The following is a 23,253-nucleotide window of genomic DNA, read 5'->3' as shown; positions in this document are numbered from 1 at the left end:
TGCGATTATCGTGACCCGGGCCGGACTCCGATCGACCGAAAAGAGCGGGGTTTCCCCCGTACTTTCTCGGCTTTGCCGCGCGGCGCGCTGCTATCCTTTTTCGCGATCCGGCATGGTGCGCGTGGTGCGGCGCCGGCGGAAACGCCCGGTGCGTCCGGGTCTCTTCTCTTATGTCTGGGGACAGCATGACGGCGAACGTCAGCGGAATCGGTTCGGTGTTGCAACAGATGCAGTCGATGGCCGCGCAGGCGTCGGGCGGCGTCGCGAGCCCGACGGCGGCGCTTGCCGGCTCGGGCGCGGCGACGGCCGGCACGTTCGCGAGCGCGATGAAGGCGTCGCTCGACAAGATCAGCGGCGACCAGCAGCACGCGCTCGGCCAGGCGCAGGCGTTCGAGGTCGGTGCGCCGAACGTGTCGCTGAACGACGTGATGGTCGACATGCAGAAAGCCAACATCGGCTTCCAGTTCGGGCTTCAGGTCCGCAACAAGTTGGTGAGCGCTTACAACGACATCATGCAGATGTCGGTGTGACGGGACGGCCAACCGGGGCCGGCCATCCGGGCGACGGGCATCCGGGGACGGCCACCGGCGACGGCCATCCGGGGACGGCCACCCGGCGACGGGCATCCGGGGCCGGCCAACCGGCGACACCCATCCGGGCTTGCCGGACGGGGCCGGCGGGCCGGTTTCCCGCGCCCGGCGGAGGCCCCGCGCGCCTAAAGCTTTTCAAATCCCTTCCGATAACTCCGGAGAAGGCCGCGTCGTGCGATGCACGGCGGCGGCTCCCGTATAGCCAAGGCATCACAAGGAGAAGCGCATGTTTTCCCCAGGACACGCTGGAGCCAGTGCCTACGCGCGTGTCGGCGTCGAGACGGGGGTGATGGGCGCGTCCCCGCACCGGCTGATCGCGATGCTGTACCAGGGCGCGCGGCAGGCGATCGCACTGGCGCGCATGCACCTGCAGCAGGGCAACGTGTCCGCGCGCGGCGAAGCGATCGGCAAGGCGATCCGGATCGTCGAGAGCGGCCTGCGGGCGTCGCTGAACCGCGACGCGGGCGGCGACATCGCGGGCCGGCTCGACGCGCTGTATGCGTATATCGGCCGGCGCCTGCTGGAAGCGAACGCGCAGGCGAGCGACGCGATGCTGGTCGAGGTCGACGGGCTGCTCGCCACGCTCGAGGAAGCATGGACGGGCATCGCCCCGGAAGTCGCGCGGATGGCCGCGCAACAGGCAGTGGAAGCAGCACGATGAATCTCAAGGCCGAATACTTCGCGCGTTACGAGGCGCTCGCCGCCGTGTCGGGCCGGATGCTGTGCGCCGCGCGCAGCGCCGACTGGAGCGCGTTGCCGGGGTTGCAGGCCGAATTCATGCAGCTCGTCGACGGGCTGAAGGAAGCCGATCCGGGCGTCGCGCTCGACGAATCGGATCTCGGCCGCAAGCTCGACCTGATTCGCCGCATCCTGGCCGACGACGCCGCGATCCGCGATCTCGCGAGCCCGGACGTCGCGCGGCTGTCCGCGCTGTTCGAGGCGCGGCGCTCGACCAAGGTATTGACCGATCTCTACCGCGCGCGCGGGTAGGGCCCGTTTTCCGGGGAGACGGGCGCGGGGCGCCCATGCCCGTTGCCGCACGTGGCACGCGCGCTGTTCCCGTGGGCCGCACCGGCGTGCTGCTCCCGGATTCGCAACGATGTCGCTGAGGTGAGCAGGCTCCGATCATGACCGGTATCGACCCCGTTGCGGCCGCACTGCTGGCAAGCCGCCTCGACAGCTTGCTGACCGGCACCGTATCGGCACCCGCCGGCGGCGGCGCGACCGCGCAGGTCGGCACGCCGGGCGTCGGTGTGTCTTCCCCGCCTCCGGCCGGCGGCCAGCCCGCCGCGCCGCAAGCCTCCACGCAGACCGCGCTGTCCGACGTCGGGCGCGTGCTCGACGCGATCTCGCGCGCGGGCGGCGACGCGACGCCCGCGATCGCCGGGCGTGCGCCGCTGCTGGCCGATCCCGCCGTGCTGCTGACCGATCCGGCCGTGCCGGCGCGTGCGCCGGCCGCGTCCGATCCGGCGACGCCTTCCACGCCTTCTTCCGCTGCGGCTTCGTCCGCCGCGGCGGCGCGCGAAACGACCGCGCTGCCGCCGGTCGCGGCGTTGCGCGCAGCGCTCGCGCAGGCCGTGAGCGAGAGCGGCCTCTTCTACGAATCCCATCTGGCGCAGTGGCTGGCCGGCCAGCGTCCGCTCGCGGCGCTGATGCGCGAGCCGCAGGCGCGCCTGACGGCCGCGCTCGCGCCGGCCGACCCGAATGCCGTGCAGCACGACTCGACCGACGTGCTCGACGAACTGCTCGCGCAGCGCACGCCGCTGCCGGCGACCACGCGGGCGACCGCGCCAGCGGGCCCGCCGGCCCAAGGCGGTGCACCCGCTCGCGACCCCGCGCAGACGTTGCCGGCGGCCGCCCGGCAGGGCGTGTCGTTGCCGCCCGACACCGCCGATCCGCTCGGCGCGCACGCCGACCCGCGCTGGACGCCCGCGCGTGCCGAGCTGGCCGCCGCGTCGTCCGATCCGCAGGCGCAGACGCTTGCTCCCGTGCACCCGGCCGCCGTGCCGCTCGTCAGGCAGCAGCTCGACGCGCTTGCGACCGACCAGTTCCGCTGGACCGGCGAGGCGTGGCCCGGCGCACGGCTCGACTGGACGATCGAACCCGACGATCCGGGCGGTCGCGCGCCGCGCGGCGGTGGCGATGACGCGGGCGACGGCATCGCATGGCGCACGCGCCTGACGCTGACGTTGCCGTCGCTCGGCACGGTCGACGCGGAGCTGGTGCTGAACGGCGCGCAACTCGTCGCACGGCTGCGTGCGAACCAGACGGGCGCCGACCGCCTCACGCGGCACGAAGCCGCGCTGCGGCAGCGGCTCGAGGGATCGGGGCTGCGGGTGGGCGGACTGTCGATCCGCGCGGTCGACGACGGGCCGGACGGCTTCGACCTGTTTGCCGCGCAGGCGGCCGCCGCCGCATATGCGCGCGGTGCGGCGGGTATGCCCGGCGCCGACGACGAGGTGCCGCAATGAGCATGACGTCCCGCAAGCGTGCGGCCGCGCTCGTCTACGATCCGAAAGGCGGCGATGCGGCGCCGCGCGTGGTCGCGAAGGGCTATGGCGTGCTCGCCGAGATGATCGTCGCGCGCGCGCACGATGCGGGGCTGTACGTGCATACCGCGCCGGAGATGGTGTCGCTGCTGATGCAGGTCGACCTCGACGACCGGATTCCGCCGCAGCTCTACCAGGCCGTCGCGGATCTGCTCGCGTGGCTGTACGCGCTCGATCGCACCGAGCCCGCACCGGATGGCGTCGCGCCGCGTTTTCCACTGCCGCCGCTGCGCTGAACGGCGCGCCGTCGCGCCGCTTCTTACGAAATGCTGTCCCGGTCTTGCGGGATCATTCGGACGGCATGTGTCGTCCATCTGTCGATATTCCGGCGCAACGTGCCTGCATCGTCCGCGTTCCTTGGTTCGTCGAGCCCGCCGCTGCGTAGCCGGGCCGATTGAGCCGGAATTCGATTTATGTAATGATATCCATTCTCATTTTCATGTTGCCGGGCGGTGCGCGATCTCTGCGCGCCGCCCGTTGTTTTGAACGAATGGAACCTTCCGCGTGAACGCGCCCGAAACGATCGACCCTCCCAAAACGGGTAAGCCGCGCGCGGGCGTCACCGTGCTGCACCCGGCGGCCCGCCCGCTGACCGACGACGAACTGGCCGCGCGCCGCCAGCGCTCGCGCCGCGCGACGTTCATCAAGTGGCTGCGCAAGGTGCACGGCTGGGTCGGGCTGTGGGGTGCGGTGCTCGGGCTGCTGTTCGGCGTGACGGGCGTGCTGCTGAACCACCGCGCGCCGCCGCTGAAGATTCCGACCGGCGAGCCGCAAGTCGAGCAGATGCAGATCGCACTGCCCGATCCGGCGCCGAAGACGCCCGCCGCGATGACGAAATGGCTGCAGCAGGAACTGCACTTCGACGGCCGGCCCGGCCGCATCCGCAAGGATCCCGCGCAGGCCGTCGCATGGGGCGACCAGCGCGTGATGCAGCCCGAGCACTGGCAGTTCGGCCTGTTCGGCCCGCACCGGAACCTGCAGGCCGAATACTGGGTCGGCAACGGTTATGTGTCGGTGAAGCGCACGGACAACACGTTCCTGACGACGCTGAACAACCTGCATCGCGGCGTCGGGATGAACCTCGGCTGGGTGCTGCTGATGGACACGATCGCGGGCTCGCTGATCCTGCTGTCGCTGACGGGCGTGCTGCTGTGGACCGAGCTGAACAAGCGCCGCACGGTCGGCGTCGTGCTGGTGGTCGGTTCGGTTGCCGCGGCGCTTGCCGCCGGCCTGACCTGATCGACGATCGCGCCGGCCCGACGCCGGCGTGAGCCGGTTCGTCCGATTCCGCCGCGCATCCGGCGCGGCCGAGGCGGTTGGCCGGTGCGGCTCAGAGGCCGCAGGCCGCGCCGCTGTTCGCCGCGATTTCTCGCGCGGCCTTTGCGCCTTCGACCTGCAGGATCGTCGGCAGCGACACGTTGTTCTTCGCGGCGGTGATCTCGGCGAGGATCGAGATCGCGATTTCCGGCGGCGTCCGGCTGCCGATGTAGATGCCGGCCGGCCCGTGCAGCCGGCCCAGTTCCGCTTCGTTCAGGTCGAACTCGCGCAGCCGCTCGCGCCGCGCCGCGTTGTTGCGCCGCGAGCCGAGCGCGCCGACGTAGAACGCGGGCGTCTTCAGCGCCTCCATCAGCGCGAGATCGTCGAGCTTCGGATCGTGCGTGAGCGCAATCACGGCCGAACGCGCATCGAGCTTCATGTCGAGCACCGTATCGTCGGGCATCGTGCGCACGACGCGCGTGCCCGGCACGTCCCACGCATCCGTGTATTCCTCGCGCGGATCGCACACCGTCACCTGGTAGTCGAGCCCGGCCGCGATCTGGCACAGATAGCGCGACAACTGGCCCGCGCCGATCACGAGCATCCGGTAGCGCGGCCCGTGGATCGTCACGAGCCGCTCGCCGTCGAACGCGAGCCCGTCGGCCGCCTGCGCGGGCGACAGCGACGCGCGGCCGGTCGCGAGCGTCATCGTGCGCGTGACGAGGCGGCCGGCCTCGACTTCCGCGCACAGCGCGGCAATTCCGCTGTCGCGCGTGAGCGGCTCGAGCACGAGCTGGATCGTGCCGCCGCACGGCAGCCCGAAGCGGTGCGCTTCCTCGGCCGTCACGCCGTACTTGAGCGCTTCCGGGCGCGCATCGGCCTCGATCCCGCTCGCGTGCACGCGGGCGATCAGGTCGTCCTCGATGCAGCCGCCGGACACGGAGCCGACCACGAGCCCGTCCTCGCGCACCGCGAGCATCGCGCCTTCGGGGCGCGGCGACGAGCCCCACGTCTTCACGACCGTCACGAGCAGCACGCGGCGGCCTTCTTTGATCCAGCGCGCGCTGGATTTCAGTACATCGAGATCGACGCTTTCCATCATCTTTTTCCTGTTGCCGGACGGCCCGCCGGTCCGGCCGTCGTTCGATGGCGGGATTATGAACCGCCCGGCGCACGCGTGCAGGCAGCGTGCAATGCGTGCGGGCAAATCCGGACGATCAGGCAAGATTTCGCGACGATCGGACACGATCGCGCGGGGGAACGGCGCTGCGGCGCGTGTCCGGCGGCGGCTGGTTCGGCAGGGGAAGGGGGGCCGCACGGGGTCGGTGACGACCCGGCGCGGCGTCGCACCGCTGCGCGCGGCGAGCGCGCGCAGCGGCGGAGGTCAGTGCGCGTCGTGGTGACCGTGCGCGAGCTTCGAGTGGTGTCGCGAGTACAGGAAGTAGATCACGAGGCCGATCACGAGCCAGATGCCGAACGCGGCCCACGTGACGGGCTGCAGGTTCAGCATCAGGAACAGGCACGACGCGACCGCGAGGATCGGCACCACGGGCACGCCCGGGCAGCGGAACGCGCGCGGCAGGTCGGGGTGCGTGCGGCGCAGCACGAGCACTGCGATCGACACCATCGAGAACGCGGCGAGCGTGCCGATGTTGATCAGTTCGGCGAGCACGTTGAGCGGCACGAGCGCGGCGATCAGGCCGAAGAACAGGCCGACGAGCCAGGTGGTCAGGAACGGCGTCGCGTAGCGCGGATGCACGCGCGACAGCGCCGCCGGCAGCAGGCCGTCGCGCGACATCGCGAAGACGATGCGGGTCTGGCCGTAGCTCATCACGAGGATCACGGTCAGCATGCCGAGCACGGCGCCGAGGTCGATGAAGCCCGCGACCCAGTTCTCGCCGGCGGCCTGCAGCGCGTACGAGATCGGGTGCGAGATGTTCGCGTACTGGGCCGACGGCACGATGCCGGTCGCGACCGCGGCGACCGTCACGTACAGCACCGCGCACACCGCGAGCGACGCGATGATGCCGATCGGCAGGTCGCGTTTCGGGTTCTTCACTTCCTCGGCCGCCGACGACACCGCGTCGAAGCCGATGAACGCGAAGAACATCACGGCCGCCGCGCCGAACACGCCGTTCCAGCCGTGCGGCATGAACGGCTTCCAGTTCGCGGGCGTCACGTGGAACACGCCGACCGCTATCACGAGCAGCACGACCGACACCTTGATGAACACCATGATGTTGTTGATGCGGGTCGATTCGCGGATGCCGATCGACAGCAGCGTCGTGATCACGAGCATCACGAGGAACGCGGGCAGGTTGAACCACGTGACCACGCCGGGCACCGCGCCGGGCGCGGCCGTCAGCACGGTCGGCAGCGACAGCCCGAAGCCCTGCAGCAGCGACTGCAGGTAGCCCGACCAGCCGACCGACACGGCCGATGCCGCGAGGCCGTACTCGAGCATCAGGTCCCAGCCGATGATCCATGCGACCAGCTCGCCGAGCGTCGCGTACGAATACGTGTAGATCGAGCCGGCGACGGGGATCGTCGACGCGAATTCCGCGTACGACAGCGCCGCGAGGCCGCATGCGATCGCGGCGATCACGAACGACAGCATCAGTGCGGGGCCGGCCTGCACGGCGCCGGTGCCGGTCAACACGAAGATGCCGGTGCCGATGATCGCACCGATGCCGAGGAAGGTGAGGTCGATCGCGCCGAGCGCTTTCTTGAGTCCGGCGGCGTGCGCGCCGGCGATCATGCGATCGACGTTTTTCTTGCGGAAGAGAGACATTGCGGATGAATGGCCAGCGCGCGCGAGCGCGGCTGCGCTGACTGAGTGAAAACCCGTAATTTTAGCCGATTTGACGAACAAGACCCGCTGCGGCGCAGCGGCGTGCCGTGGAATCGTCCGGTAAAACAAGCGCTTGCGCGCGAAACGGGTGGCTGTTGAAGGCGACGCGGCGTGCCGCGTCGTTGGATCGGACGAATCCGATGTGTCGGGGGAATCGGACGAATCAGGCGCCGGCCGCGGGCGCCATGTCGACGAGCTGGTTGCTCATCACGTAGAACGTGAGTTCCGCGTTGTTCGACAGCCGCATCTTCTCGAGCAGCCGCGACCGGTACACGCTCACCGTCTTCACGGACAGCGACAGCGTGTTCGCGATGTCGGTGAGCCGCTTGCCCGATGCGAGCATGCAGAGCGTCTGGTATTCGCGGTCGGACAGCTTCTCGTGCGGCAGCGGCTCGTTCTCGAACGACACGTATTCGGCGAGCGCCTCGGCCATCGCGGGGCTCACGTACTTGCGGCCGGCCGCGACCTGCTGGATCGCGCCGATCATCTGCGCGGCGTTGACCGTCTTCGACAGGTAGCCGGCGGCGCCGGCCTTCAGCGCACGCACCGCGTACTGGTCCTCGCGGTACATCGAGAACATCAGCACCGGCGTGCGCGACAGCTTGCGCTTGAGGCGCTTGAGGACCTCGATGCCGTTCGTGTCCGGCAGCGAGATGTCGAGCAGGATCACGTCGAATTCCTGCCGGTCGACGGCAGCCATCGCGTCGCCGCCGGTCTCGGCCTCGGTCACGTCGCGGGCGATGCCGCGATCGATCAGCAACTGGCGAATCCCTTGCCGGACGATCGCGTGATCGTCCACGAGCAGGATGTTCAGGCTCATGCCGACCTCACGAAAGCGACGCGCGGCGTGCCGCGACGGGCACCGCGAGCAGCGAATCCCACGCGAAGCGCGCGGTGACGCGGGTGCCGTGGCCGGTCTCCGGCGTGGCCGCCTCGAAGCTGCCGCCGAACGCTTCGCAGCGGGCGCGCATGCCGGCGAGGCCGTAGCCGGTGCGGCGGCGCCGGGCGAAACCGATCCCATCGTCGGAGACAATCAGCGACAGATGCGTGCCGTCGGTGACGATCCGCACGTCGACCGACGCCGCGCGTGCGTGTTTCGCGACGTTCGACAGCGCTTCCTGCGCGACGCGGAACACCGCGAGCGCGCTGGCGCCGGCGATCTGGGTCAGGCGCGCGTCGGCCGCGCACACGAAGCTGGTGCGCAGGCCCGTGCGCGTCGCATGGCTGTCGACCCACGACGACAGCGCGCCGACCATGCCCGCGTCGAGCGCCGGCGTGTCGCGTTCGTCGATCAGCCGGCGATTCGCGTCGGTTGCGGCGTCGAGCGCCTGCTGGGCAAGCTCCAGCGCGCGCAGGCAGCCGTCCGGCGCATCGGCCGGCAGCCACGTTTGAACGTTTGCGAGCGCGAAACGCGCAGCGGTGAGTTCGGCGCCGAGCCCGTCGTGCAGCTCGCCGGCCAGATGGCGGCGGGCGGCTTCGTCGGCGGCAAGCAGTTGGGCGGACAGCGCCGCGATGCGCGCGGCGCAGGCATCGCGTGTCGACGCGGTTTCGGCAATGGGCGGAGTAGCGGCGCAGCCATGCACGAGCTGCGGCGACGGGAACGGGGCGTGGGCGCCCGGGGGCGCGTTAAGCGACGTATCCATGACTCTCCCTGCTGTCAGAAAGCGGTTCAGACACCGGCTGGTTGCGTGGAACGGTTGCCGTTTCGATGACGGTCGCCGCCAGAGAATCGCCCCATGCCGAGGTAACAAAAGTTACGTTTTGTAACACTTGCATCCGACCCTTCACACGTATCCGAGCGGCAATCACGCGCGCCGAATAATATCTCAAAAATTCCGTAAAAGTCATGTCAGGCGGACATTTAAGGGTAAATGTGAATAATCGGGATGAAGCTGTTGTAGGAAAAACACTGACACCCGAGCGCCGGGCGATGACGTATCGAAATGTAACTATTTGAGATGAGATGGTCCCAGTTTGTTACGAATTCGCCAAGTGGGGACGAAAAAAAAACCGGAGCGAAAGCTCCGGTTCTTGATGCTGCACAAATTTCGGGGACTGATCAGTCCACGAATGCGCGTTCGATCACGTAGTGGCCCGGCGCGCTGTTCTTGCCTTCGACGAGGCCGGCCTGCTTCAGCAGGTCGGTCGTGTCCTTCAGCATCGCGGTGCTGCCGCACAGCATCACGCGGTCGTGTTCCGGCGAGAACGGCGGGACGTCGAGATCCGTGAACAGCTTGCCCGTCGCGATCAGGTCGGTGATCCGGCCTTCGTTGTCGAACGCTTCGCGCGTGACCGTCGGGTAGTAGACGAGCTTTTCCTTGATGATGTCGCCCAGGTACTCGTGGCCCGGCAGGTCGTGCTTGATGTAGTCCATGTACGCGAGCTCGCCCTTCAGACGGCACGTGTGCGTGAGGATCACCTTGTCGAAGCGGTCGTAGATGTCCGGATCGCGGATGATCGACATGAACGGCGCCAGGCCCGTGCCCGTCGACAGCATCCACAGCGTCTTGCCCGGCAGCAGGTTGTCGGCGACCAGCGTGCCCGTCGGCTTCTTGCCGATCAGCACGGTATCGCCCACCTTCAGGTGCTGCAGGCGTGACGTCAGCGGGCCGTTCTGCACCTTGATGCTGAAGAATTCGAGGTGCTCTTCGTAGTTCGGGCTGACGATCGAGTAGGCGCGCGCGAGCGGCTTGCCGTCGACCTCGAGGCCGACCATCGTGAATTCGCCGTTGTTGAAGCGCAGGCTCGCCTCACGGCTGCAGGTGAAGCTGAAAAGCGTGTCGGTCCAGTGGTGGACGGATTGGACGGTGGCGGTGTCGTATTTGCTCATGGCTTTGAAAACGGACGCGCGTGGCGAACGCGTGTAACGGGCCCAAAAACGGGCAAAAAAAACCGAGTGCGACGGCCCGATCGAGGATCGGCCGGCCGGCGCGTCGGACACGCGCCTTCTCGATGACAGACGATTGACGAACTGGTTATTTTACCCTGTTGGCGCTGATCGCGGGCTTGACCCCCGCAGCCGCGCGGATTTGGCGCAACGAATTATTTCAATCAGCTTTCAGCGATCGGCCGCGAGTTTCGCGCCGAGGCCGACGAGCGCGACGCCGCACAGCGCGTCGAGCGGGCGCCGCACGCGCCGGTAGCCGCGCTGCGCGCGCGGGCTCGCGAACAGGGTCGCGACGCACGAGTACCAGCCGGCCGACAGCACGCCGATCGTCACCAGCACCGCGCCGTTGAACCACAGCGGCACATGCGCGGGCAGCATCGCCGCGAATACGCTGGTCCAGAACGCGCACGATTTCGGGTTCGTCAGGCAGGTGAACAGGCCGCTGCGATAGGCGCGCAGGTAGTCGCGCGCGTGCGGCGCGGCCAGCGGCGCGCGTTCGTCCGGTGCGTCGACCGGCGCCGCGTCGCGGCGCACGCCCGAGCGCAGCAGCTTGAAGCCGAAATACACGAGATAGACGGCGCCGCCGATCCGGATCGCCTCGTACAGCCATTCGACCTGGTGCAGCACGGCCGCGAGACCGAGCATCGCGAGCGTCGCCCAGGCGACCGACGCGGTGCCGACGCCGAGCGCCGACGCGGCGCCGAGGCTGCGCCGCCCCGCGAGCGACAGTTGCGAAATCATGAAGAAATTCGGGCCGGGCGTGATCGCCGCGACGAGATAGACGACGGCGATTTGCAGCAGGATCGGCAGGTAGGTCATGGCGGCGCGGGCCGGCGGCGGCTCGGTGGCGGGATGGGCAAGCCGTTAATGTAGCGTGCGCCGCGCGGCCGCGCTTGCGACGGATCGCGATCGAGACCGTTATTGCGGATCGAGGCGCAGGCGCGCGATGTACGGCAGGTGGTCCGACAGCCACGCGGCCTCGCCGGACGGCGCGCGCCATTCGAGCGGCGTCAGGCCGCGCACGAACATCTTGTCGAGCGCCAGCGCCGGCGAGAACGCGGGGAACGTGCGGCCCGATTCGCCGAGCAGCGTCGCGACCTCGGACATCCCGATCTCGCCGAACAGCGCAACCGAATCGTTGCGCCAGTCGTTGAAGTCGCCGGCGAGCATCAGCGGGCCGTCGCCCGCATTGCGCACGATCCAGTGCGCGATCCAGTGCATCTGGCGCAGCCGCGCGGCGCGCGTGAGCGCGAGGTGTGCGCACAGCAGCGTGACCGGGCGCGCGCCCGCCAGCGTCGCGCGCGCGACGAGCAGCCCGCGCCGCTCGAAGCGGTGCGCGGAGATGTCCCAGCGGCCGCCGAGGTCGAGCGGATGCGGCGACAGGATCGCGTTGCCGTGCCGCCACGACGGCTTGAACACGTTCGGCCCGAGCGCGATCTGCCAGTCGAGCGCATGCGCGATCTCGGTGGCCTGGCAGTGCCACACGTCGTCGACCGCGTCGTCCATCTGCGCGCCGAAGCCGGGGGCGAGCATCGGGCGCGGCATGCGGCGCGCCATCGCTTCCTGCAGGAAATACACGTCGGCGTGCGTCGACTGCATCCAGTTGCGCATCGCGTTCCACGCGGTGAAGCCGAGCGGCGAGCGGCCCTTGTGCAGGTTCCAGCTGACTGCGGTGATTTCGTCGGGGGCGGCGTGCGGTTCGGCGAACGGCAGGGACAGGGCGTCGGCGGACATGACGCTCAGTCCTTCGCGACGTGCGCACGCACGCGGTACACGAGATGCGGATGCTGCTCGACGAGCGTCCAGTCGGTCCACGCGTCGCCGCCGACCGACAGGCCGGGGTGGCTTGCGACGATCTGCCGTGGCGATGCGGGCACGCACGGATCGCCGCGCGTCGCGTTTTCGTCGTCGAGCGTTTCCTGCACGTCGAGCGCGAGCGACACCGTGTTCGCACTGGCGTCGACGGTGAGCGGCGCGACCGTCACCGAGCGCGAGCGCTCGGTCGGCACGACGCGCGCGGCGTTGCCGCAGCCGACCGGCACGGCGGAAGGATAGCGATGGGTGTCGGTGCGGGTCTGACCCACGGTGGTGCGCTGCTGGAACGTGTCGATCGTCTGACCGTCGCGCACCACCTGGATCTCCCATGCGACGGAGGCCGGTGCGGGGCTCTGCGCATGGGCGGCGAGCGCGACGCTCGCAAGCAGGACGGCCAGGCCGTGTTTCAGCATGAAACGTCTCCGGAAACGCGGAATAGCGGGGAACGGACGCACATCTTACGCCCGATCGATTTCGATCGGGATGTGACAGGACGCGCCGCGGCAGGTTCGCCGCACGATGCGGTCCTGTTCGAAAGGTAGGTGCGCGTCATGCGTTTTCAAGCGAAAAAGCGCGCGAATTCGGCGACGGGCGCGCGTTCGGTGACGAGGCGGTTCTCGATCGCGTCGGGGTCCGCATGGCCGAGCGACATGCCGCAGACGAATTGCTCGTTGGCGGGAATGCCGAGGTGTTCGGTGACGATCCGGTGAAACGGCACGAACGCGGCCTGCGGGCAGGTATCGAGCCCGCGTGCGCGCGCGGCCGTCATCACGCCGTGCAGGAACATCCCGCAATCGAGCCATGCACCGTGCGTCATCACGCGATCGAGCGTGAAGAACAACGCGACCGGCGCATCGAAGAAACGGAAGTTGCGCGCGTGCTGCGCGTGCATGCGCGCTTTCTCGTCGCGGCCGATGTTCAACAGGCCGTACAGGTCCCAGCCGACCTTGCGGCGCCGGTCGATGTACGGCGACACCCATTCGCGCGGGTAGTAGTCGTACTCGGCGACGTATTTCTCGTCGCGCGCGGGATCGTCGTGGGCTGCAGTCAGCGCGGCGGCGAGCGCATCGCGCGTGGCGCCGGTCGCGACGTACACGCGCCACGGCTGGATGTTGGTGCCCGACGGCGCGCGGCTCGCGGCTTCGAGGATCGCCTCGAGCGTGTCGCGCGGCACGGGTGTCGGCAGGAACGCGCGGATCGCGCGGCGCGACGTGAGCGCCGCGTCGACGGCGCCGATCGCATCGGCATCGACGCGCGGGGAAGCAGTGGGGACGGACATCGGCATACCTTCGGGACCGGGCGCGAAGCGCCGCGTGGGCGCCGTCGACGAGGGCCGGCTCGGCGGGTGAATGGATGGGTGAACCGACGATCATACGCCGCGCCGCGCAGCCGTGCAGCGCACGCCGGGTGTTAGCAGCAGACTCGCACGGCTGCTTGCTTGCGCGGCGATGCGGGCCCGCTACACTGAAATCGTAAGGGTCTGATGGTTGTGCGACAGCAAGCGGCAGCGAGGTTGGTATGACGACGGCGATGGTGAAACAGGAACTGGCGGTGGCGTCCTTCAGCACGGTGTACGACCTCGAGCAGGTCGAGACGGCGCTGAGCGACCTGAACGAGAGCGCGAGCGACGCATTGCGCGCCACCTACGAAAGGATGCTCAAGACGGGGAATCTGCGCTTTTGCGTGAAGCCGAACCGGATGCCGTCGTTCGACGCGCTCGGCGACGCGCTGCCCAATTTCGTCGAACCGCTCGACGACGTGCGCAAGCAGGTCGCGCTGTGTCTCGAAACGGACGACCGGCTCGAACTGATGCCGATCCTGCTGCTCGGGCCGCCCGGTATTGGCAAGACGCATTTCGCGAAGGCGCTCGCGCAACTGCTCGGCACCGCGTACCACTACGTGCCGATGAGTTCGCTGACGGCCGGCTGGATCCTGTCGGGCGCGTCGTCGCAATGGAAGAACGCGAAGCCCGGCAAGGTGTTCGATGCGCTCGTGAACGGCAGCTACGCGAACCCGGTGATCGCGGTCGACGAGATCGACAAGGCCGGCAGCGATGCGCAATACGATCCGCTCGGCGCGCTGTATGCGTTGCTCGAGCACGACACCGCGCGCGCGTTCATCGACGAATTCGCGGAAGTGCCGATCGATGCGGGCAACGTGATCTGGGTCGCGACCGCAAACGACGCGCAGGCGATTCCGGAGCCGCTGCTCAACCGGATGAACGTGTACGAGATCGCGCCGCCCGATGCGGCCGGCGCGCGCCGGATCGCGCAGACGATCTACGACGAGATCCGCACGTCGCACGCGTGGGGGCGGCGCTTCCCCGAGACGCTCGGCGACGACGCGCTCGACGTGCTGGCCGCGACGCCGCCGCGCACGATGCGCCGCGCGCTGCTGCACGCATTCGGCGCCGCGCGGCTCGGCGGCCGCGACGCGATCGGGCCGCACGACATCCGCGCAGACGAGGGGGCGGCGAAGCGCAGGCCGATCGGCTTCTGAACCGGCGGCGCGCGCACGGCGGCGGCGTGCGCGCGCCGCGTCGTGCATCGCGCGACGCGTCGTCGCGACGCGATGCAGATGCGTTCGGCAAGCGGATGAGCCGGGACGTACAATTCTGTTCTCTCCCCTCGACGCGTTAGCGGCGCGAAAAGTCATGGAGCAGATGGATTGTGTAGTGATCGGCGCGGGCGTCGTCGGCCTTGCGATTGCACGCGAACTGGCTGCGCGCGGGCGGGACACGCTCGTGCTCGAGGCCACCGATGCGATCGGCATGGGCACGAGCTCGCGCAACAGCGAAGTGATCCACGCGGGGCTCTACTACCCGCGCGGTTCGCTGAAGGCGATGTCGTGCGTGCGCGGCCGCGATCTGCTGTACGAATTCTGCGATACCCATCACGTGCCGCACCGGCGCACGGGCAAGCTGCTCGTCGCGACGAGTGTCACGCAGGTGAAACAGTTGAAGGCGATCGCCGCACGCGCGGCCGAAAACGGCGTGCTCGACCTGATGCCGCTCACGCGCGTCGAGGCGCAGACGCTCGAACCCGCGCTCGAATGCGTGGAAGCGCTGTTCTCGCCGTCCACCGGCATCGTCGACAGCCACCAGTTGATGCTTGCGCTGCTGGGCGATGCGGAACGCGACGGCGCGGTGTGCGCGCTGAAATCCCCGGTCGAGTCGATCGACGTGCTGCGCGGCGGGCGCTTCGTCGTGCGCACGGGCGGCGACACGCCGACCGAGATCGAGGCCGCCTGCGTGATCAACAGTGCGGGCCTCGGTGCGCAGGCGCTGGCGCGCCGCACGCGCGGCCTCGACCCGCGCTGGGTGCCGCCGCTTTATCTCGCGCGCGGCAATTATTTCAGCCTGTCGGGCCGCGCGCCGTTCTCGCATCTCGTCTACCCGATGCCCGACCGCGCGGGGCTCGGCGTGCACCTGACGCTCGACCTCGCCGGGCAGGCGCGCTTCGGCCCGGACGTCGAATGGTGCGATTCGCTGCGCTACGAAGTCGACCCGGCGCGCGCGGGCGCGTTCTACGCGTCGATCCGCGCGTACTGGCCGGATCTGCCCGACGACGCGCTGCAGCCTGCGTACGCGGGCATCCGGCCGAAGGTCGCGGGGCCCGGCGAGCCGCCCGCCGACTTCATCGTGCAGGGTGCCGCGCAGCATGGCGTGCGCGGGCTCGTGAACCTGTTCGGCATCGAATCGCCGGGGCTCACCGCGTCGCTCGCGCTCGCGCAACGTGTCGGCGAGATGACTGCTTACGGCTGACGCACCGGTGCGCGTCGCGCCGTGTGAAATCCCTTATCTCCGGCATTTCGGCGCGCACGGTTTATTCGTTGGCGGTTATTCTGTCGAACGGCTGTCGCCAGAACAGCTTTCAAACCGATAACGTTGGAGCGAGTCCCCCATGAAAACATCCCGTCGGAGTTTCCTGATTTCGAGCGTTGGCGTCGTGTCCGCGCTGGCGCTGTCGCGTGAAGCGCTGGCCGATGCGCCGATGCTGTCGGAAACCGATCCGACCGCGGTGGCGCTCGGCTACAAGGCCGATGCCACGAAGGTCGACAAGACGAAGTACCCGAAATACGCAGCGGGCCAGGATTGCGCGGCCTGCATGCTGTACCAGGGCAAGAAGGGTTCGGCTTCGGGCCCGTGCGGCGCCTTCCCCGGCAAGCAGGTGTCGGCGAAGGGCTGGTGCAGCGCATTCTCGAAGATGGGTTAACGCGCAAGCGGCATCGTGCGATGCCGCAATGTGGCGAAAACCGCAAAACGCCCGCCGTCGAAAGACGGTGAACTGACCCCACGAAGTTGGACGGTTAAAGGCTAAGCGCCGAAGGGCTGAGTTCTGTATTGCACGGGACTCAGCCCTTTCAGTTTGAGCTTGATACGTTCGTGGTTGTAGTAATGGATGTAGCGGGTCAGCGCATCGCGTAGCTGATCTACGCTGCTAAAGCGGCTGAGTCTGTAGCACTCGGACTTCAGCGTACCGAAGAAGCTTTCCATCGCTGCATTATCAAGGCAATTTCCCCGACGGGACATGCTCTGAGTCAGCGCGTGCTGCGCGAGCAGTCGGCGGTAAGCGGGCATCTGATACTGCCATCCTTGATCGGAGTGCAATAGCGGCCGGTCCTTCTGCCCGAGTTTGGCCAGCAACTTCTTCAACATGCCGCTGACCAATTCAAAGCTTGGCCGCTGATCCATTTGGTAGGCGACGATCTCCGCGTTGTACAGATCCATCACCGGCGACAGATATAACTTCTGGTCGCCGACGTTGAACTCGGTCACATCCGTTACCCACTTTTGATTCGGCCGCTCGGCATCGAACTGACGCTGCAGCAGATTGGGCGCAACCCGGCCGACTTCACCTCGCCAGGAACGGTATTTCTTTGGACGTACCCGCGACTTCAACTGCAACTGCTCTATCAGCCGTTGCACCGTCTTGTGGTTGATGACGTGCCCTGCCTGCCGGATCGTGGCGGTGATCCGTCGATAGCCGTAGCGGCCTTGATGATGGTCGTACACGGTCCGGATCTTTGCTTTGAGCTCCGCATACCGATCACCGACGTCCAGCGCCTTGAGCTGGTAATAGAACGTGCTGCGCGCCAGACCTGCTGCCCTCAGGAGCGCGGCCACCGGATAGCGCTGCCTCAGCTCATGCACTATTTGCGCTTTTTCTTTGGCGCTGCCGCCTTCTTTGATTGCAGCAGCGCATCGAGTTTTTTTAGGTACGCCACCTCCGCGCGCAGATACTCGATCTCCTTGAGCAATTCCTCGCGGGGCCGCTCGTCCGGCGTGGGTTCTTCACTGGCAGATTGGGGCGGCAGAGATTCGTGCATGTTCCTGGGACGCCCGCGCGGACGGGGCGCCAAAGCGGCTAGACCGCCGTCATGATACAGGCGCTCCCATTGCCCGATGCACCCCGGGCTGCGGATGTCGAAGACGGCTGCCACCTGTCTGTACGACAACTCCGCCCGCCACATATGGAGCAGCACCGAGAGCTTGAACTGTGCATCGTACCGACTTGTCTTCCTGCGCAATCCGGCATCGCCATGCACATGGTAGGCCGTGATCCATTGGCGTATCGCCGATCGGCCAATACCGTGACGCTTCGCCAGTCGGATCGAGCCAAGCCCCTCCGCCAGATGCTCTTGAACAACTTGCCGTCGAAGCTCTTCGCTGTACTTCGTCATGAAAAAACACCCCAAAGGTCGGATCAGAATCCAACTTTTGGGGTGCAGTTCACGGCGGGCGTTTTTATTGCTTGAAAACGGTTTCTGAACGCACGGTCCCGTTGCGCCTGCGCAGGGCAGGTCGATGCCGGCACGGAACGTTTTGTCAGGGGCGACGGAGGTTCGAGCGTCGCTTTGGCGTGTCTTGCATGACTTAGGGAAACTGCGTCAGGAAGCGATCGTAAAGAGAGGGCGGGAGATGGATTGTCTTGAGGGCATCACCCTCTGGATAAATCAATGCATCCTTTGTCCAAGTCAGGCTGGGGAGGATTCCCGACGTGTCCCGGTAGGTTCGCTCGGCAAGAAGCCGCGCGTTGTCTTTGCCATACAGCCTCAGAATGATCGCATCCCTGAAGTAGCAGTATTTCGCGACATAGCGACCGTCTGGCGAGTATTCGGTCACCCGATCGCGAGGGCTGCAGGCCGTACGCAATCGTGCGTCCTGCCAGTAGCGCCATGCAAGGCAGAGCATGATCAGGGCGGCGAGGGTGACGACGAGGCGACGGATCGAGAGGCAGAGCATTTGTCTGGTTCGTTGCGGCCGGCCATCGAAACCTGACCAGATGAAACGTAGCGCACGAATCATCGAGATCGACGCAATCACGATGAAGATGCTCGCCAACAACAGGACGAACGTACCGATACTTGTGGACTCTGCGGCGGTACTCACGAAAACACGATCTCGATGGGTTGGGGGAGGGTTACGCAGCGGTAGTCGGAGAAGATAATGAAGTCTCCGCCGCGCCGATGCCGTTGCTGCCACTCGCGAAACGACTTGTTTCTGACCGGATAATAGATGTTGTCTCGAGATCGCTTGCCTTCGGCGACAACGGGGTAGTCCAGCCAGGGAATGCCGGCAATTCCGGCTGCGCCCGCTGCGGGCACGAGGACGACACGCTTGTGGTTCCAATGCCCGAGATATTGCGATTGATTGTCGCTCCTGTCGGAAAACGTATAGTTGTCGCGCACATAGAGGTAAATCGATGTGACCGTTGCTCGACGGGCCTCCCGGTTGAATTCGGCATACGCGACTGCCGCATAGATATTGAACGACCCCAGCGCTCCCGTCAGGTCATCCGGGATTCCACTGTTGGTCAGGCGCTTCAGGATGAACTCGTCGAGTTTTTGACCGAACGTACTTTCAACGCCGGCGAGCTGGAACTGGAAGCGGTTGTGCAATTCCACGAGGTTTCCATTGCAAAGCGACAACGCATTGATCGTGGTGTCTGGGGTTCGGACACGAGACAGGCACTTGCGAAGCGCTTCGACGGCTCTGGGCGTGGTCAACCGCTGCCTTTGTTGAAGTGCCAAATATTGCGCCTTTGCACGAGGGTAGTTGAGAATCCATTCGAGCTTGATGGATCTCATGTCGTACATGTCGGCCGGATAGGGCTTGCCATCCTGATTGATGCATAGCGCCTCGTCCTTGTCGGTCGGCGAGTAGTTCAGTGCTCCGGCAAACCACCGTTCCATCAGCCGCGCGGATACCGGCATCGAGAGTTTCCGCATCGCGCCGGGGATCTCCTGGATATCCAGCGGTGCGATTGCGTGCTTCTTGTTGCGCTGTGCTGTTGGCGCGGGTTCGGAATGTTTCGGTGCGTCCGGCGTGTCGAGCCACTTCTTGAATCGCGCGAATGCTTCTGCGATGGCCAGAAGATCGTCGAGCGATTTGTCCATGCGATCCTTGTGAGTCAGGTGCTTGACGGACCGCCGGACGGGTTCGGGAGGCTTCGGCCTAGCTGGCAAAGGTGGTGGTGCCTGGTTCATCGACAGCTTGGTGTCGCGAACGATTTCGCAGCCGTCGATGCCTTCGCACCGAGCCCATTTCCACAGCAGTCTATTTGCCTTGTAATAGGGAATCTTGTTGTTGCCCATGACGGTGTCCGAGAATGGTGTGTTGCGACAGACCAACGTTCCGGCGCTCGGCCGAATGCCATGCGACCTGACGAAGCGGAACGGCGCCAAGCGAAAGTTAATAGAAAGAAATGGGATGGGAAATCGGACAAGGTCGAAAGTGCAATCGTCGCAGCGCGAATGCACGCAAGGCGAAATGGTGGAGGGCGTCGCAGGGCCTGGGGCCCCGGTGTAACGCCCATACGCGATCGTGCGATGCCGCAATGTGGCGAAAACCGCAAAACGCCCGCCGTCGAAAGACGGCGGGCGTTTTTATTGCTTGAAAACGGTTCCGTCGCTTTCTACACTCGCTGCAAACCAGCGCGCCGCGGCACACTGCGCCGCGCCACCCGACACGGCGCATTCACGAGGATGAGGCACGCATGGCGACGATTGCGAATTCAACTAAAACGATCCGGCCCGAACGTGCGCTGAACCGGCGTGCGGTCGTGGCCGCCGTGATCGGCAATGCGCTCGAGTGGTACGACTTCACGGTGTTCGGCTTCATGACGGTCGTGATCGCCCAGTTGTTCTTCCCGACCTCCAGCGAATACTCGTCGCTGCTCCTGACCACCGCGACGTTCGGCGTCGCGTTCTTCATGCGCCCGATCGGCGGCATCGTGTTCGGACTGTATGCGGACCGCGCGGGCCGCAAGGCCGCGCTGTCGCTCGTGATCCTGCTGATGACGGGTGGCATCTTCCTGCTCGCGATCGCGCCGCCCTATGCGGCGATCGGCATCGGCGGCCCGATCCTGATCGTGCTCGGCCGGCTGCTGCAGGGCTTCTCCGCGGGCGGCGAATTCGGCAGCGCGACGGCGCTGCTGATCGAGGCGGCGCCGTTCTCGAAACGCGGTTTCTACGGCAGCTGGCAGATGGCGAGCCAGGCGGCCGCGCTGCTGATCGGCGCGCTCGTCGGCGCGGCCGTCACGCGCGGGCTGTCGCACGACGCGCTGCACAGCTGGGGCTGGCGCGTGCCGTTCGTCCTCGGGCTCGTGATCGGCCCGATCGGCTTCTACATCCGCCGCCATCTCGCCGATTCCGAAGCGTTCCTGCATGCGCAGCAGAGCGCGCGCCGCGCGACGCTCGGCGAAGTGTTCACGCGCCACCCGCGCGAGGTGCTGTGCGGGCTCGGCTCGGTGATCGCGCTGACGGTGACGATCTACGTGCTGATCAGCTATCTGCCGACCTTCGCGGTGAAGCAGCTGAAGCTGCCGTATTCGGAATCGTTCTACGCGGTGATCGTCGGCAACCTGCTGCTGATGGTGCTGTCGCCGGTCGCGGGCGCGTGGTCGGACCGCATCGGCCGCAAGGGGCTGTCGCTGTGGTCGCTCGTGCTGACGCTCGTGCTGATGTATCCGCTGTTCGCGTGGCTCGACGCGGCGCCGAGCATCGGGCGGCTGATCGCGGTGCAGGCCTTGCTGTCGGTGACGCTCGCAGGCTATTACGGGCCGTTCGGCGCGATGATCGCCGAGCTGTTCCCGGCCAACGTGCGCTCGACCGGGCTGTCGATTGCGTACAACGTCGCGGTGATGCTGTTCGGCGGCTTCGGGCAGTTCATCGTCACGTGGCTGATCAAGGTCACCGGTTCGCCGCTGGCGCCGACCTACTATGTGATGGCCGGGCTCGCGCTGTCGATCGTCGCGGTCGCGTTCGTGCCCGCACGCAGCGCCGACCTCGACGCGCCGGCGTGACGGCGTGACAGCATGACAGTGCGAAGACTGTCATCGGATCGTTTCGCAAAACGCAATGATGTGCGGCCAATCGCGGGAAACGGCGCGCCGGCCCTTCGCGTTCGCACCCGAATTGTTTAGTTGTCGAACGAAACTTGCGCGAGATGAACGGAACTGTCGCTCGCGCGCGTTTTTCGCATTTTTTACCCACACTAAACATTGGCACAAACCCGGCGGGGCATATAGAAGAGTTTTTTCTCCAGCTTGTTGCCACATCGTTAGCTCAAGTAATATCCGCGTACGCCGGACCCTGGCGGGGCCGGTTCCGATCTGGAGACCTGGAGGAAACATGGAATACAACCGTCTGTTGCACACCCTGCGTGTTACCGCCATTGCAGGCGTGGCAGCGGCATCGCTCGGCGTCGCGGGTTCTGCATTCGCACAGATCCCGAACAAAACGCTCGTCTACTGCTCAGAAGGCAGCCCGGCGGGTTTCGATTCCGCGCAATTTACGACCGGCGTCGATTTCACTGCCGCCACCTTTACCGTTTACAACCGTCTCGTCGAATTCGAGCGCGGCGGCACGAAGGTCGAACCGGGCCTCGCCGAGAAGTGGGACGTGTCGTCCGACGGCAAGGTGTACACGTTCCACCTGCGCCACGGCGTGAAGTTCCACACGACCGACTTCTTCAAGCCGACGCGCGAATTCAACGCGGACGACGTGCTGTTCTCGTTCGAGCGCATGCTCGACCCGAACCAGGCGTTCCGCAAGGCGTATCCGGTGTCGTTCCCGTACTTCACCGACATGGGCCTCGAGAAGCTGATCACGAAGGTCGAGAAGGTCGATCCGTACACCGTGAAGTTCACGCTGGCCGAGCCGAATGCGCCGTTCATCCAGAACATGGCGATGGAATTCGCGTCGATCCTGTCGGCCGAATACGGCGACCAGCTGATGAAGGCCGGCAAGGCCGCCGACATCAACCAGAAGCCGGTCGGCACGGGCCCGTTCATCTTCCGCAGCTACACGAAGGACGCGACGATCCGTTTCGACGGCAATCCTGATTACTGGAAGAAGGGCGAAGTGAAGCTCTCGAAGCTGATCTTCTCGATCACGCCGGATCCGGGCGTGCGCGTGCAGAAGATCAAGCGCAACGAATGCCAGGTGATGAGCTATCCGCGCCCGGCCGACATCGCGACGCTGAAGGCCGATTCGAACGTCGACATGCCGTCGCAGGCGGGCTTCAATCTCGGCTACCTCGCGTACAACGTCGAGCACAAGCCGGTCGACAAGCTCGAAGTGCGTCAGGCGCTCGACATGGCGATCAACAAGAAGGCGATCCTCGAATCCGTCTACCAGGGTGCGGGCCAGGCTGCCAGCGCGCCGATGCCGCCGACCCAATGGTCGTACGACAAGAACCTGAAGATGGCCGCGTACGACACCGCGAAGGCGAAGGCGCTGCTCGCGAAGGCCGGTTATGCGAACGGTTTCGAGATCACGCTGTGGGCGATGCCCGTGCAGCGCGCGTACAACCCGAACGCCCGCCTGATGGCCGAGATGATCCAGGCCGACTGGGCGAAGATCGGCGTGAAGGCGAAGATCGTCACGTACGAGTGGGGCGAGTACATCAAGCGTGCGCACACGGGTGAGCAGGACACGATGCTGATCGGCTGGACGGGCGACAACGGCGATCCGGACAACTGGCTCGGCACGCTGCTCGGCTGCGAGGCGATCAAGGGCAACAACTTCTCGCACTGGTGCTACAAGCCGTTCGACGAACTGGTCCAGAAGGGCCGCACGACGACGGGCCAGGACGCGCGCACGAAGCTCTACACGCAAGCTCAACAGGTCTTCGCGCAACAGCTGCCGTTCTCGCCGATCGCGAACTCGACGGTCTACCAGCCGGTGCGCAAGAACGTGGTCGACATGCGCATCGAGCCGCTCGGTTATGCACGCTTCGACGGTGTCGGCGTGAAGTAATACGACCGGCGTAAGCTGTCTACGAAGACCGAAACCGGTAAT

General features: G+C 66.4%; 23 protein-coding genes. 11 read left to right on the top strand and 12 right to left on the bottom strand.

All coding sequences use genetic code 11. The annotated features are described in order from the left end of the window. Window positions 1-185: 185 nt before the first annotated feature. The 6 genes from fliE to R9B84_RS16140 all read left to right on the top strand — a co-directional run bounded on the left by fliE (window position 186) and on the right by R9B84_RS16140 (window position 4,378). The gene (fliE, locus tag R9B84_RS16165; RefSeq protein WP_047899281.1) at window positions 186-530 is read left to right on the top strand and encodes a flagellar hook-basal body complex protein FliE; all 345 of its coding nucleotides are present in this window, start codon (window positions 186-188) and stop codon (window positions 528-530) included. A gap of 286 nt (window positions 531-816) precedes the next feature. Next, the gene (gene fliS, locus R9B84_RS16160) at window positions 817-1,251 is read left to right on the top strand and encodes a flagellar export chaperone FliS (RefSeq protein WP_423758712.1); all 435 of its coding nucleotides are present in this window, start codon (window positions 817-819) and stop codon (window positions 1,249-1,251) included. Further along, window positions 1,248-1,580 (top strand): flagellar protein FliT, encoded by a 333-nt coding sequence (locus tag R9B84_RS16155; protein ID WP_262537712.1) that lies wholly within the window; start codon window positions 1,248-1,250, stop codon window positions 1,578-1,580. The genes fliS and R9B84_RS16155 overlap by 4 nt, the downstream gene beginning before the upstream one ends. Window positions 1,581-1,717: 137 nt before the next feature. Continuing rightward, window positions 1,718-3,061 carry a flagellar hook-length control protein FliK gene (locus tag R9B84_RS16150; protein WP_423758711.1) on the top strand — a complete coding sequence of 448 codons (1,344 nt, stop codon included), beginning with the start codon at window positions 1,718-1,720 and terminating at the stop codon, window positions 3,059-3,061. Then, window positions 3,058-3,375, top strand: coding sequence for an EscU/YscU/HrcU family type III secretion system export apparatus switch protein (locus R9B84_RS16145; RefSeq protein WP_050014230.1), 318 nt, complete (start codon window positions 3,058-3,060; stop codon window positions 3,373-3,375). Before R9B84_RS16150 ends, R9B84_RS16145 begins: the two co-directional genes overlap by 4 nt. Window positions 3,376-3,643: 268 nt before the next feature. Then, a complete protein-coding gene (locus tag R9B84_RS16140) occupies window positions 3,644-4,378 on the top strand; it encodes a PepSY-associated TM helix domain-containing protein (RefSeq protein WP_423758710.1) in 735 nt (244 codons plus the stop codon). 91 nt (window positions 4,379-4,469) lie between these two features. On the opposite strand, the gene R9B84_RS16135 is transcribed toward R9B84_RS16140, so the two are convergent. From R9B84_RS16135 to R9B84_RS16095, 9 genes are all read right to left on the bottom strand, one after another. Next, entirely contained in the window at window positions 4,470-5,495 is a 1,026-nt protein-coding gene (locus tag R9B84_RS16135) for an XdhC family protein (protein WP_423758709.1), read from the bottom strand. A 285-nt stretch (window positions 5,496-5,780) separates the two neighbouring features. Beyond that, entirely contained in the window at window positions 5,781-7,187 is a 1,407-nt protein-coding gene (locus R9B84_RS16130; RefSeq protein WP_423758708.1) for an amino acid permease, read from the bottom strand. 223 nt (window positions 7,188-7,410) lie between these two features. After that, on the bottom strand, window positions 7,411-8,067 hold the full coding sequence (gene rqpR / locus R9B84_RS16125) for a response regulator transcription factor RqpR (protein WP_423758707.1): 657 nt from the start codon (window positions 8,065-8,067) through the stop codon (window positions 7,411-7,413). A gap of 7 nt (window positions 8,068-8,074) precedes the next feature. Then, the gene (gene rqpS / locus R9B84_RS16120) at window positions 8,075-8,890 is read right to left on the bottom strand and encodes a quorum system sensor histidine kinase RqpS (protein ID WP_423758706.1); all 816 of its coding nucleotides are present in this window, start codon (window positions 8,888-8,890) and stop codon (window positions 8,075-8,077) included. A gap of 416 nt (window positions 8,891-9,306) precedes the next feature. Then, on the bottom strand, window positions 9,307-10,077 hold the full coding sequence (locus R9B84_RS16115) for a ferredoxin--NADP reductase (RefSeq protein ID WP_047899271.1): 771 nt from the start codon (window positions 10,075-10,077) through the stop codon (window positions 9,307-9,309). A 228-nt stretch (window positions 10,078-10,305) separates the two neighbouring features. Then, window positions 10,306-10,953 (bottom strand): LysE family translocator, encoded by a 648-nt coding sequence (locus R9B84_RS16110; RefSeq protein ID WP_423758705.1) that lies wholly within the window; start codon window positions 10,951-10,953, stop codon window positions 10,306-10,308. Between the two features lie 99 nt (window positions 10,954-11,052). Further along, entirely contained in the window at window positions 11,053-11,868 is an 816-nt protein-coding gene (locus R9B84_RS16105; protein WP_047899269.1) for an endonuclease/exonuclease/phosphatase family protein, read from the bottom strand. A gap of 5 nt (window positions 11,869-11,873) precedes the next feature. Beyond that, the gene (locus R9B84_RS16100; RefSeq protein ID WP_423758704.1) at window positions 11,874-12,362 is read right to left on the bottom strand and encodes a hypothetical protein; all 489 of its coding nucleotides are present in this window, start codon (window positions 12,360-12,362) and stop codon (window positions 11,874-11,876) included. Between the two features lie 146 nt (window positions 12,363-12,508). After that, window positions 12,509-13,228 carry a nitroreductase gene (locus R9B84_RS16095; protein ID WP_423758703.1) on the bottom strand — a complete coding sequence of 240 codons (720 nt, stop codon included), beginning with the start codon at window positions 13,226-13,228 and terminating at the stop codon, window positions 12,509-12,511. A gap of 239 nt (window positions 13,229-13,467) precedes the next feature. On the opposite strand from R9B84_RS16095, the gene R9B84_RS16090 reads away from it, so the two are divergent. The 3 genes from R9B84_RS16090 to R9B84_RS16080 all read left to right on the top strand — a co-directional run bounded on the left by R9B84_RS16090 (window position 13,468) and on the right by R9B84_RS16080 (window position 16,163). Continuing rightward, a complete protein-coding gene (locus R9B84_RS16090) occupies window positions 13,468-14,448 on the top strand; it encodes an AAA family ATPase (RefSeq protein WP_423758702.1) in 981 nt (326 codons plus the stop codon). A gap of 154 nt (window positions 14,449-14,602) precedes the next feature. Next, on the top strand, window positions 14,603-15,712 hold the full coding sequence (locus R9B84_RS16085; protein WP_423758701.1) for an NAD(P)/FAD-dependent oxidoreductase: 1,110 nt from the start codon (window positions 14,603-14,605) through the stop codon (window positions 15,710-15,712). A gap of 139 nt (window positions 15,713-15,851) precedes the next feature. Continuing rightward, window positions 15,852-16,163: a high-potential iron-sulfur protein gene (locus R9B84_RS16080; protein WP_014895772.1), complete on the top strand. Its 312-nt coding sequence runs from the start codon at window positions 15,852-15,854 to the stop codon at window positions 16,161-16,163. A 101-nt stretch (window positions 16,164-16,264) separates the two neighbouring features. Here the strand turns inward: R9B84_RS16080 and R9B84_RS16075 are convergent. The 3 genes from R9B84_RS16075 to R9B84_RS16065 all read right to left on the bottom strand — a co-directional run bounded on the left by R9B84_RS16075 (window position 16,265) and on the right by R9B84_RS16065 (window position 19,545). Continuing rightward, window positions 16,265-17,631, bottom strand: a protein-coding gene (locus R9B84_RS16075) for an IS3 family transposase (RefSeq protein WP_423758700.1) whose coding sequence is annotated in 2 segments (ribosomal slippage) — window positions 16,265-17,157 and window positions 17,157-17,631 — 1,368 coding nt in all. Because the reading frame shifts where the segments join, the coding sequence is not laid out codon by codon here. 193 nt (window positions 17,632-17,824) lie between these two features. Then, window positions 17,825-18,340, bottom strand: coding sequence for a hypothetical protein (locus tag R9B84_RS16070; protein WP_423758699.1), 516 nt, complete (start codon window positions 18,338-18,340; stop codon window positions 17,825-17,827). Further along, window positions 18,337-19,545, bottom strand: coding sequence for a DUF6402 family protein (locus tag R9B84_RS16065; RefSeq protein WP_423758698.1), 1,209 nt, complete (start codon window positions 19,543-19,545; stop codon window positions 18,337-18,339). The genes R9B84_RS16070 and R9B84_RS16065 overlap by 4 nt, the downstream gene beginning before the upstream one ends. 401 nt (window positions 19,546-19,946) lie before the next feature. Between R9B84_RS16065 and R9B84_RS16060 the strand changes: the two genes are divergently transcribed. Together R9B84_RS16060 and R9B84_RS16055 are read left to right on the top strand one after the other, a co-directional pair. Continuing rightward, the gene (locus R9B84_RS16060; RefSeq protein WP_423758697.1) at window positions 19,947-21,254 is read left to right on the top strand and encodes an MFS transporter; all 1,308 of its coding nucleotides are present in this window, start codon (window positions 19,947-19,949) and stop codon (window positions 21,252-21,254) included. A 328-nt stretch (window positions 21,255-21,582) separates the two neighbouring features. After that, window positions 21,583-23,211, top strand: a complete 1,629-nt coding sequence (locus R9B84_RS16055; protein ID WP_423758696.1) for an ABC transporter substrate-binding protein — start codon at window positions 21,583-21,585, stop codon at window positions 23,209-23,211. The last annotated feature ends 42 nt before the right edge of the window (window positions 23,212-23,253 follow it).

The organism is Burkholderia sp. NLJ2 (genome assembly GCF_049487195.1).
GTDB classification, from domain to species: Bacteria; Pseudomonadota; Gammaproteobacteria; order Burkholderiales; family Burkholderiaceae; genus Burkholderia; species Burkholderia pyrrocinia.
The sequence above is the reverse complement of the archived record's forward strand: the minus strand, read 5'-3'. Positions and strand labels throughout refer to the sequence as shown.

Bases quoted from the DNA above. Each gene is read 5' to 3' on its own strand.
- R9B84_RS16100 (WP_423758704.1), bottom strand. From the start codon at position 12,362: ATGCTGAAACACGGCCTGGCCGTCCTGCTTGCGAGCGTCGCGCTCGCC.
- rqpS (WP_423758706.1), bottom strand. From the start codon at position 8,890: ATGGATACGTCGCTTAACGCGCCCCCGGGCGCCCACGCCCCGTTCCCG.
- R9B84_RS16065 (WP_423758698.1), bottom strand. From the start codon at position 19,545: ATGGGCAACAACAAGATTCCCTATTACAAGGCAAATAGACTGCTGTGG.
- fliS (WP_423758712.1), top strand. From the start codon at position 817: ATGTTTTCCCCAGGACACGCTGGAGCCAGTGCCTACGCGCGTGTCGGC.
- R9B84_RS16115 (WP_047899271.1), bottom strand. From the start codon at position 10,077: ATGAGCAAATACGACACCGCCACCGTCCAATCCGTCCACCACTGGACC.
- R9B84_RS16080 (WP_014895772.1), top strand. From the start codon at position 15,852: ATGAAAACATCCCGTCGGAGTTTCCTGATTTCGAGCGTTGGCGTCGTG.
- R9B84_RS16105 (WP_047899269.1), bottom strand. From the start codon at position 11,868: ATGTCCGCCGACGCCCTGTCCCTGCCGTTCGCCGAACCGCACGCCGCC.
- R9B84_RS16135 (WP_423758709.1), bottom strand. From the start codon at position 5,495: ATGGAAAGCGTCGATCTCGATGTACTGAAATCCAGCGCGCGCTGGATC.
- R9B84_RS16150 (WP_423758711.1), top strand. From the start codon at position 1,718: ATGACCGGTATCGACCCCGTTGCGGCCGCACTGCTGGCAAGCCGCCTC.
- rqpR (WP_423758707.1), bottom strand. From the start codon at position 8,067: ATGAGCCTGAACATCCTGCTCGTGGACGATCACGCGATCGTCCGGCAA.
- R9B84_RS16060 (WP_423758697.1), top strand. From the start codon at position 19,947: ATGGCGACGATTGCGAATTCAACTAAAACGATCCGGCCCGAACGTGCG.
- R9B84_RS16055 (WP_423758696.1), top strand. From the start codon at position 21,583: ATGGAATACAACCGTCTGTTGCACACCCTGCGTGTTACCGCCATTGCA.
- R9B84_RS16110 (WP_423758705.1), bottom strand. From the start codon at position 10,953: ATGACCTACCTGCCGATCCTGCTGCAAATCGCCGTCGTCTATCTCGTC.
- fliE (WP_047899281.1), top strand. From the start codon at position 186: ATGACGGCGAACGTCAGCGGAATCGGTTCGGTGTTGCAACAGATGCAG.
- R9B84_RS16085 (WP_423758701.1), top strand. From the start codon at position 14,603: ATGGAGCAGATGGATTGTGTAGTGATCGGCGCGGGCGTCGTCGGCCTT.
- R9B84_RS16145 (WP_050014230.1), top strand. From the start codon at position 3,058: ATGAGCATGACGTCCCGCAAGCGTGCGGCCGCGCTCGTCTACGATCCG.
- R9B84_RS16095 (WP_423758703.1), bottom strand. From the start codon at position 13,228: ATGTCCGTCCCCACTGCTTCCCCGCGCGTCGATGCCGATGCGATCGGC.
- R9B84_RS16090 (WP_423758702.1), top strand. From the start codon at position 13,468: ATGACGACGGCGATGGTGAAACAGGAACTGGCGGTGGCGTCCTTCAGC.
- R9B84_RS16155 (WP_262537712.1), top strand. From the start codon at position 1,248: ATGAATCTCAAGGCCGAATACTTCGCGCGTTACGAGGCGCTCGCCGCC.
- R9B84_RS16130 (WP_423758708.1), bottom strand. From the start codon at position 7,187: ATGTCTCTCTTCCGCAAGAAAAACGTCGATCGCATGATCGCCGGCGCG.